Genomic DNA, 9473 nt, shown 5'->3' on the forward strand with positions numbered 1-9473 from the left:
AAGATTGGAGTTTTGCCGCTTTTCTGCATAAAAAAAGGAATGGACTTTTATGTTTTTAATTTCAGAATTCCTTAAGCATCCTTCTTATTACCGGAATCTCCCTTTCAGCGCATTCTCTTCCAAGAGCTATTGCCTCCCTGCCTTTCAAAAAGTCAAAGCTTGAAATCCCTGAAAATTTCGGGCTTATCATAAGGTCTGAATTTTTCTCATAATTGCAGTTTCTTTTTGGAAAATTCAGGATGAGGGAATCTGCAACTATTCTTACTGCGCTGTATCTTTCATGAAACTTTTTCTTTTTCAAATTGATTACCGGCTTGTTTTTACTCCTCAGTTCTGCAATCCTGTTTTCAGAATAATACTTTCTTATCTTTGCTGCGTTTTCCCTTTCAATCCTGATTTTTTCAAACTTCTCGGCAAAAAATTCCCCCCTGTTTATTATCCTGGTAGATGCAGGAAGCATACCCTCGTATCCTGTTACATTCACTCCGATAACTATATCCGCGCCCAAAGAGGGAAGAATATCCACCGGAACCTTGTTAAGAATTCCTCCGTCAGCAAGAAGCATTCCCCTGTATTTTACAGGAGCGAATATCCCGGGGTATGAGCAGCTTGCAACAATCGCCTTTGCAATATCGCCCTTCCTGAAAACAAACTGCTTTCCCTTTCTTATGTCTGTTGCATTTATTGCAAGGGGAATTTTCAAATCCTCAAACTTCTTTCCAAGAGTTATTTTCTCCAGCCACTCCTCCAGCCGTTTTCCTCCAAGAACGCCCTGCAAGAAAACAGGGTCAAGCATTGAAAAAATCTCTTTCCTGGTGACATTTATTATGAAATTTTCCAGTTCTCTTATTGTCCCGCAGCAGTATGATGCCGCAACAACTGAACCTGCGCTTGTTCCAGAAACTGCATCAATTTTAATCCTGTGCCTGCGCAGAGCTTTTAATACGCCAATGTGTATTGTCCCTCTTGCCCCGCCCCCTCCAAGTGCAATCCCGAGCTTATGCTTCAAATTAATCACAGATTTCCCTAAAGTCACTCCTGAAGCCCAGTGCATTTCAATGAAACATTCCTGCAGGCTTCGCAAACATACCTGTCATACTTTGCGTTGCCGCTTCTTATGCTTCCCTGCTTAATCATCGGGGAGCCGCACTTTTCGCACTTGAGTATTTTTGCCATAAAGGTAAATGTTTTGTTTGTAATATTTAATACTTTTCCTGTATTAGCCACCTAAAAATTTTCTGTTTTTTTCGTGTGTAGAAACATTTAAAAACAGTCTGCCGATTATTTATTCTGCGCCGAGGTCGCATAGCCTGGTATTGCGAAGGATTGCTAATCCTTTGCCCGAAAGGGCCCAAGGGTTCAAAGCACTTTCATAAAAAAGGCAAAAGCTTGCTTTATGTGTGTGAAAGTCCCTTCCTCGGCGCCTCATTTTTTAGGGAGAAAATGGAGGAGAAGAGCCTGATTGAATATGTGACTGCAAACATAAGCTTTTTTCCAAAGAGCACAAAAAGCCAGAGTGTTTCGCTGAGCATAAAAAACAACTCAAAAATAACAGACTGCTGCATACTCTTCAGGTGGATAAGCCCTTCTGAAGGGCGGCTTTTTTACGAGATAAACGCCGAGGTGGTTTCAAACAGGAATGCTCCCGAAATCAAAAGCAAAGTTCCGTTTCCCATAATTGCACTGAATGAAGATATGGACAAATATGTTGAAAATACAACAACAATAAATTTTGATGCAAAAATAAGGGATTATGCTTCAGAAATTGCTGAGGGAAGCGGAAATCTCTTTGAAGCAACAAGCAGGCTTGCATTTTGGGTTTACAAAAATGTGAAATATGACCTTTCTTATGGAAACGAAGTTAAGGATGCGAAATGGGTTTTTGAAAACAAAAAAGGGACATGCGATGAGATGGCTTCACTATTCATTGCAATGTGCAGGAGCATTGGAATACCTGCAAGGTATGCAAGCGGAATTGCCTATTCAAACATTCCTGAAATACCTGGATTTGGAAACCACGGCTGGGCAGAGGTTTATTTCCCAAACTACGGCTGGATTCCTTTTGACCCCACATACGGGCAGTTCGGATACACTGATGCATCGCACATTAAATTCATAGATTCAGAAGACACTCTTATAAGCCCGATAAGGTATTCCTGGAAGGGATATGGCTTCAATGTAAACGCCTCAGAATTGAAAACAGATGCAGAAGTGCTTAATGCGTCTGAAGAGCCAATTCCCTTAATAATTTCAACATCTGCATTCAGCCAGATCATGGACATTGATTCCTTCAATCTCATAATTGCAGAAGTTTACAACCCAACTGAACATTACGCAAATGCCATTGTCAGGATATCTGAAAGTGAAGGGCTGGAACTTTTAAGTGAAAAAGCACAGCATCTTGTCCTTTCACCTTATGAAGCAAAAAAGGCATTTTTCATTGTTCGGGGAAAGGAACTTGAAAGCGATTCCATTTACACAATTCCTGTTGTTGTTTATTCCGGAAGCCACAGTTCTGAGATAGTGCTTACTGCAATGAATGAAAACCCCGTTTTTTCCTATGAAGAGGTTTTTAATGAAATTGAGAAAAACAGGATTGAAGGAGAAACTGAATATTCTGGAGATGTTATTTTCAGCTGCGGAAAAAATGAATTTTATCAGAATGAAAGCGGAAATTTCAACTGCACATTCAGGAATGCGATGAACAAACCGCTGAAGAACCTTAATATGTGCATTGGAAAAAACTGCAGTATTGCCAACCTTGCAATATTGGAAGAGCAGACATTTGAATTCACTATAAATTCTTCAAAAACCGGGAGAAAGAAGGCAGTTATTGCAATAACGAACAGCGATATTTCATTAAGCAAAATATTCGATTACCAGATAATTGAAAAGCCAAAAGCAAGAATAAGGAATATTGAATATTCTAATACTGTTTATTCCTGGGAAATTTTCAGCGTGAACTTCACTGTTGAAAGAACTTTTGGAGAGCCGAAAAACATAACAATCTCGCTTGAGCCGGCGGGAATCACTGAAATCGCATATTCTGAAAATGTTGAGAAGGAAATTCCGGTTATTGCAGAGATAAACCCAAAAAATCTAAAGCCCGGGTTAAACTATATCAGGATAATTGTAAAATTTGCAGATGATTACGGAAAAAACTATTCTGAATCAAAAGAGATTGAGATTAACATACGCGGCGGGATTATGCACTGGATAAGGTTTTCATTATACAAAATTGAAGATTTCATACGGGGAATATTTTAGGCAATTTAAGAAATTCCGATTGATTATCTTGAAGTTTTCTTTTTAACGCGCATTTCCTCAAAATAAAATGAGGAGCCGCAAATCATAAAATACATGAAAACAGATGAAAATCCAAGCGGGTAAAGCGCTCCCGCAGATTCCGACGATTTAAGGATAATTGCTAAAATCAAAAAGGACGCCAGCGCAGATGCAACTATCGGAAATTCTTTTTTTGGACTTCTGCCTTTTGAAAGCAAAAACACCAATGATGAATAAATGATTAATCTTAAAGCGGGGGAAATACTGAAAAGATTCATTAACAGCGCAAAGGAAATTATGGCAAGAACTTTTGAGGCAATAAAGAGATAATTGCGGAAAATCACTTCTTCCCTGCACAATGATGAGAGGAATTTTCCTATGAAGAAACCGAGAGAAACTATCCCCCCTGAAATTATTCCCCTTAAAAACATGCTAAGCATTGCAAAACCTCATTTAATCATACGTTTTCATTTGTAAAAATGTCCAGTTCAGACAAAACATCCTTTCCTGCGGCAGGGAAAAACTTCACTGTTCCTGCATGCTCATGCCCTCCGCCGTGAATTCCCCCGTACGGAATCTTTTCGTTAAGGCGCCTGATAAGGCTGATGACATTAAATTTTGAACTCTGAGATGACCTGAGCACAATGTAATCCTGGGCAATCCCTCTTGTTATTATCTCCCTTCCTGAAAACCTTGAAATCATAATCTCGTGCGCTATCCCAGTTATCTTGCCTGGAGCAGGCGCCTCGCCCCTGAACCCGATTTCAGAGAGATTTATTGTTGCAACAACTGTTTTTCCGATTTCCCTTGTCTCTGAAAAATGCTCAATGGCTCTTGTGATTTCCGCCTTATTGAAGTCAACCTCCTTTTTTATTATCTCAACAAGCTTCTTCTGCTTTTCAAGGTCCTCTCCAAGAAGGTCATTTACAATTACCCTTCCCTCAACTCCAAAGAGGTAATATGCCTGAAAATCCACGCATTCGGCAACAGATTTCAGATATTCAAAAGAAAACTGCCTTTCAGCAATCTTAAGGTATTCTGAAAACTCCTTTGATGAGCTCTTGTCAGCTATTCCTGAAATTGCCGGGAGAAAATCTATCTTTTCTCCCTCAGGATTGATTATTCTTGCAAGCTCTGATGCAATCATCCCCGCAGTAAGATTTCCGTCTCCTCCTGCAAGGTAAGGGTTTATGTGCGAATCAACAAAATCATCAACTCTGCACCTGCCGTTTTCTATCTCTCCGGGGTTATGGTGGTCTATTATTACAACCTGCGCGCCGTAAATCCTTACGTTCCTGATTGATGGGATGTCCTCTCCTGTGCTTCCGAAATCAACGAGTATGATAAGCGGCTCCTTAACGCCGAATCTTTCAATGTCAGAAAGGTTCATGCTTATGTCCCTGAGGGCATCAGAATACTCGTAAAACGGAGCCCTGCTTGGCGCCCTTCTGTAATAAAACCATCTGGAACTCTCGCGCTTCTGTTGCTTTGCAATAAGCGGAAGTATCGCCCTTTCAAGCGCAATCCCCCCGCAATAGCCGTCGCAGTCAGCATGATGCCTTATTATTATGGGCTTTCCCTCAAACACTGCCCTGCGTATGATTGTTGCTGTTTTCATAAAGATGGCGCTCATTCTGGAAAGAAGACCGGACTTTATGAGAAAATCCGTCTCTTTTGCATCTGAACCTGAACGCTCCTCAATATTTTTCATAACATCCTCAGCTGACTTTCCAAAAAGCTTCTCAAATGAGATTATCTCTGCTTCGATTAAACCGCTGTTGCTTGAAAGCATAAGCTCTGCCTTGACTAAATCCTTCTCTTTAATCTCAGGATATGGATTTCCCGCCCTGCTAAATCTTTTTGCCGGCATCACTGCAGTGCCGTCATAAAGATTGAATATAAAAAGCCCTGATGCATTGAAAATCCGGTCTACCCTGCAGAAAGACAATATTCTCTTCCCAAAATCTGATTCTGAAATTGATGAAAACCTTAATCTCTCCCTTGAAATCTGAAACTTGTCTGTAAGAAGCTCAAATTCCGCCTTATCCGGAAGCACAATCTTTGTTGGCGAAACCACAACCTCGCTTCCTTCAGGCAGCTCAACTGTTTCCTTATCGCTTCTGGCAATAATCCCCCTTATGTTGTCGCTAAGATGAACATAACCTGCCCTGAAAACGCCAACATAGTTTTCCCCGAATTTCAGGGATGAAAGCTCTGCACTCTTTCTCAGAGAATATGCCTTAAGCATCAAATCACCTTACCGGACCTTCTAAATCAGCGTGCCCCCACTGAACAAGCAGGTCTACCCCTGCGCCATCAAGATTTGGAACATCGCATGCGCCGAAGCACGAGCCCGCCCAGACAACAACTTTGCATCCGGTGCGTTCCTCTATCTTCTGCTGTATAAATGATGCGCGCCCCTTCAAGCCAGAAGGAAGCTGAATGCATACAATTGCTGCCCTGCTTTTTATGATTTTCTCAAAAATATGTTCAAGCTCAAGCTCGTAATCCATATCATCTGAATCATTTTTCCCGAAAACATTCATAACAAAATAGAAACCTGTCCATTATAAAAAACTTACTGAGAAAACCGCAGATAAAGAATCACTTCTTCTTTATGTTTTTTTCAAGCTCCTCAATCTGTTTTTTTATCTGGATGACTTTCTTTAAATTATCATCCCTGTCCATAAGAGAGCCGCATTCCGGGCACTTGAAACTGTAGGACATTGCCTGCTCAAAATCAATTCTCATGCACTTGTTTATGCAGACAAAGAAGGATTTGCCGTCCTCCCGTTCAAGCATTTTTTTCAGCTGCTCAATCTTTTTCTCCTGCATTTTTCCATAAAGGTGGGAAATGCGCTCAACATCAAAGGTCCAATAGTATATGTACCATCCCTTGACCTTGTCTTTTTTCCTTATAGAATATACCAGGTTTGACTTGTGGAGCTCATACAGAAGATTTCTTGTCTGGTTTATGTCCTTATGAATCCTGTCTGCAATGTCATATTCTGAAACCGAATTCTTCTTAAGCAGGATTTTAACTACGGACAGCGCCTCTATCCCTGCAACCTCAGTAACCACGGTTTCAATTAGCTTTTTTGTCTTCTTCATTTTGGCATCTTTTTACTGGGCGCCCTGTGAATTTCCAAAGTTTCCGATAAGCTCTGAAAACAAAAGCCCTTTTTTCTTTGCAAGCTGCAGCGACACCACAAAATTGCCTTCAGATGTGCCTTCGAGGTCCTCAAGGCTCAGGAAATACCATTCATCTGAATCAAACCTTATCCCGATCCACGGCTCTGCTCCGAACTTATCTGAAAATTCGCGTATCTGCCCAACATCTGCGCTGTTTAAATACTTTTTGATGTCGTGAACTGTCTTGCACTCGACTGCAACATGGCGCTTTTTGTTACCTGCAAGGACATCGGGGTTCGGAAACCTTGCGCTTCCTGAGCCTGCAACCCTTATTGCCGCCCATCCCGCTTTCCAGAACATAGAAACAAGCTCGCGCTCTGCATTGCTTCCCTTTGACTTTCTGTTCATCCGGACAGGTGGAAAAGGCACCTTTAATTTATTCTTTTCTATAAAATGCGGCAAATAAGAGAAAAAAGTATTTAAACTGGCAAATCAAGGAAAAAAGAATCATGAAAATAATAATAGATACTGAAAAAGACAGTGAGGCATCAATAAGAAGCGCAATAAGAATGCTTTCGGTTCTTATACGGGAAAACCGCAGCTCTTTTGAAGAAAGAGAAAACATCAACCATGAAAAATCAGCTAGTTCTGAAAGCGCTGGAAATGCGATTGCAAGCATGTTTGGGATGGACAGCAGCTCATCCGAAGAGAAAAAACCTGATGAACGCAATGAAAGCAATGAACTCAGCGATGATGACTTCAGCTTTGAGCCCTACTGAGAAATATCTTCAGAAGCAGAACTTATAATAAAGTATATATAATAACTTATATAAACCAAAAGGAAGGGAAAAAGGGACAGAATGGTTTTAGAATACATAATCGGGCCGAGGGGCGCTGAAAAAAAGCCGTATCAAATGATATTCATAGGCATGCTTTATGTTGTTGCAGCGCTTCTGATAAGCTTCTGGATATTTCCGGATAATGTTGACCTTGTGGCAGTATTCCTCTGCACCTTCGCTTCAATTCCTGTAATCTATGATGCTCTGAGAATACAGGAAAAAGAAGGCGTTGAAATAGAGGATGAAGTTAGCATCCTTAGGCAGCACGGAAGGGCAATAAGCTTCTTCGTATGCCTCTTTATCGGCTTTGTTATTGGCTACGCAATATTTTATGTCTCAATGCCGTTTAGCATTGTTCAGAAGGCGTTTGTCATACAAACACAAACAATAACTGCGGTGAATGGAAATGCAACAGGAGGAATAGCTTCATACTGGAATGCTTTTACAACGATATTTGTGAATAATTTCAAGGTAATGCTTTTCTGCCTTCTTTTCTCCTTTGTCTATGGAATGGGGGCAATATTCATACTTGTCTGGAACGCATCTGTTCTAGGAGCCGCAACAGGGAATTTCATAAGGACAAACCTTCAGCACTACACTTCTGTTCTTGGAATGAGCGCGCCTGCAGCATACCTGAAAGCATACGCGCTTGGGCTTTTCAGGTATTCAATACACGGGATTCCGGAAATGGCTGCATATTTTGTAGCAGGGCTTGCAGGAAGCATAATCTCAATTGCGGTGATAAGGCACGACCTTGCAACAAAGAATTTTGAAAAGATAATGATGGACTCCTCTGATTTGATAGTCATATCAATAATAATACTTTTTATTGCTGCAATACTTGAGATTTTCATAACCCCTGTGCTTTTCTAAAAAAAATCTCAATCTGCACTTAGTAAAACAACACCTTTTTAAATAAGATTTTCCAACAGAACCGCAATGGCAGCAAAAAGAAGAAAAAACCGGGAAGAAGCAGCTGAGATAAAAGCGATAATAGATGCGGAAATAAAAGAGGGCTGCAAGCCTTTACCGCCTGAAAAGGAGGAAAAGAGGGAAATTCCAGAAGCGGAGGAGAAAGCGCCAAAAGAAAAAATCAGGGCGCTGTTCACAGGAGAGCGTGTTGTAACTGAGAACTCTGATGCGTCCAGGGAACTCTACAACCAAAGCAGGTTCGGAGCAATTCTGGATGATGGAAAGGTCCAGCTTGCATTCTTTGAGGCGATGTTTCTTTCAGAAAAGGGCAAGATTGAGATAGTTGACTCAAATGAGAAGAAGATAGATAAGGAGAATTTCTTCAAAAAAGTGAAGAGGATAGACAAAAACGTCTGGGTAAGGTATTCTGTATTCAAGGATTTAAGAAACCGGGGATACATTGTAAAAACCGCCCTTAAATTCGGAGCTGACTTCAGGGTTTATGACCGCGGCATAAAACCCGGCGAAGACCACGCAAAATGGATTGTATATCCTGTGCACGAGTCAGGAAGCTCAACATGGTATGAGTTTGCAGCAAAGAACCGGGTTGCACACTCCACAAAAAAAAGGCTTCTCATAGGGATTGTGGATGACGAGGGAGATGTCACATACTATGAGATAAAGTGGATAAGACCGTAATTATTTTTTGCTTTCCTTATATTTTTCAAGAAATTCCTGCGCAGACTTCAAAACCTTCTTTGAATTCTTGAATGTCACCTTATTCAATGCATCTTCATAGGAAAGCCATTCAAATGCGGTGTGCTCAAAAGAGAGGTTTACCTTTTCCTCGCTTGTTTTTGCAAGGTAGAAAAAAACCTCTTTCTTGTGGATAATTCCCCCTTCCTTGAAGAAGTAGCCTATCCTTTCCAAAAAACCCTCAAAAAAATTAAGCTCTCCTATTCCTGTTTCCTCAACAGCTTCCCTTTTTGCTGTTTCAATTCCGCTTTCAGAGCCCTCAACATGCCCCTTTGAAAAATCCCAGTGCCCTGCCTTGTGCTTTAAAATCAGAAAAAGATTCCTTCCTTCAAATTCCCTGAAAATAACTGCCCCGCATGACTTCTCAATCTGCATTTGCAGTAGAATTCATTTACCTGTTTTATATTTTTCCAATCAATGAAACGCAAAGGGAAAAATTTCAAAGAGATAGATTTTTATATGGAATAAATTTCATATTGTCCATGAGAGAAAACGCTGTTGAAGGAAAATTCTACGAGTCAGAGTCAAGGCTTCTTGAAGAGCAGATAA

13 protein-coding genes and 1 tRNA gene are annotated in these 9473 nt (G+C 40.7%); 6 read left to right on the forward strand and 8 right to left on the reverse strand.

Annotated features, from left to right (window positions below):
- Positions 1-61 precede the first annotated feature (61 nt).
- Together NTV63_03630 and NTV63_03635 are read right to left on the reverse strand one after the other, a co-directional pair.
- Positions 62-1054 carry a patatin-like phospholipase family protein gene (locus NTV63_03630; protein ID MCX6710014.1) on the reverse strand — a complete coding sequence of 331 codons (993 nt, stop codon included), beginning with the start codon at positions 1052-1054 and terminating at the stop codon, positions 62-64.
- Entirely contained in the window at positions 1033-1176 is a 144-nt protein-coding gene (locus tag NTV63_03635) for a recombinase zinc beta ribbon domain-containing protein (protein ID MCX6710015.1), read from the reverse strand. Before NTV63_03635 ends, NTV63_03630 begins: the two co-directional genes overlap by 22 nt.
- A gap of 118 nt (positions 1177-1294) precedes the next feature.
- Here NTV63_03635 and NTV63_03640 point away from each other — a divergent pair.
- A tRNA-Ser gene (locus NTV63_03640) sits at positions 1295-1423 on the forward strand.
- Between the two features lie 20 nt (positions 1424-1443).
- Positions 1444-3267, forward strand: a complete 1824-nt coding sequence (locus NTV63_03645; protein MCX6710016.1) for a transglutaminase-like domain-containing protein — start codon at positions 1444-1446, stop codon at positions 3265-3267.
- A 23-nt stretch (positions 3268-3290) separates the two neighbouring features.
- Here NTV63_03645 and NTV63_03650 read toward each other — a convergent pair whose 3' ends face one another.
- Genes NTV63_03650 through hjc form a run of 5 tightly spaced genes read right to left on the reverse strand, consistent with a single transcriptional unit; the run spans position 3291 to position 6825 of the window.
- A complete protein-coding gene (locus tag NTV63_03650) occupies positions 3291-3725 on the reverse strand; it encodes a hypothetical protein (protein MCX6710017.1) in 435 nt (144 codons plus the stop codon).
- A 17-nt stretch (positions 3726-3742) separates the two neighbouring features.
- Entirely contained in the window at positions 3743-5533 is a 1791-nt protein-coding gene (locus NTV63_03655; GenBank protein ID MCX6710018.1) for a DHH family phosphoesterase, read from the reverse strand.
- A 4-nt stretch (positions 5534-5537) separates the two neighbouring features.
- On the reverse strand, positions 5538-5831 hold the full coding sequence (locus NTV63_03660; GenBank protein ID MCX6710019.1) for a diphthamide synthesis protein: 294 nt from the start codon (positions 5829-5831) through the stop codon (positions 5538-5540).
- A 58-nt stretch (positions 5832-5889) separates the two neighbouring features.
- Positions 5890-6396 (reverse strand): hypothetical protein, encoded by a 507-nt coding sequence (locus NTV63_03665; GenBank protein MCX6710020.1) that lies wholly within the window; start codon positions 6394-6396, stop codon positions 5890-5892.
- Positions 6397-6408: 12 nt separating this feature from the next.
- Positions 6409-6825 (reverse strand): Holliday junction resolvase Hjc, encoded by a 417-nt coding sequence (gene hjc / locus NTV63_03670; protein ID MCX6710021.1) that lies wholly within the window; start codon positions 6823-6825, stop codon positions 6409-6411.
- Between the two features lie 101 nt (positions 6826-6926).
- On the opposite strand from hjc, the gene NTV63_03675 reads away from it, so the two are divergent.
- The 3 genes from NTV63_03675 (at position 6927) to endA (ending at position 8867) form a co-directional block, all read left to right on the forward strand.
- The gene (locus tag NTV63_03675) at positions 6927-7196 is read left to right on the forward strand and encodes a hypothetical protein (GenBank protein ID MCX6710022.1); all 270 of its coding nucleotides are present in this window, start codon (positions 6927-6929) and stop codon (positions 7194-7196) included.
- 81 nt (positions 7197-7277) lie between these two features.
- Entirely contained in the window at positions 7278-8129 is an 852-nt protein-coding gene (locus tag NTV63_03680) for a stage II sporulation protein M (GenBank protein ID MCX6710023.1), read from the forward strand.
- Between the two features lie 66 nt (positions 8130-8195).
- Positions 8196-8867, forward strand: a complete 672-nt coding sequence (gene endA / locus NTV63_03685; GenBank protein ID MCX6710024.1) for a tRNA-intron lyase — start codon at positions 8196-8198, stop codon at positions 8865-8867.
- Here the strand turns inward: endA and NTV63_03690 are convergent, their stop codons facing one another.
- A complete protein-coding gene (locus tag NTV63_03690; GenBank protein MCX6710025.1) occupies positions 8868-9299 on the reverse strand; it encodes an NUDIX domain-containing protein in 432 nt (143 codons plus the stop codon).
- Between NTV63_03690 and NTV63_03695 the strand changes: the two genes are divergently transcribed.
- Positions 9281-9473, forward strand: a 193-nt coding sequence (locus NTV63_03695) for a hypothetical protein (GenBank protein MCX6710026.1), incomplete at its 3' end; no start/stop codon positions are given. The genes NTV63_03690 and NTV63_03695 overlap by 19 nt on opposite strands.

Source organism: Candidatus Woesearchaeota archaeon (assembly GCA_026394965.1).
Taxonomy (GTDB): Archaea; Nanobdellota; Nanobdellia; order Woesearchaeales; family 0-14-0-80-44-23; genus JAPLZQ01.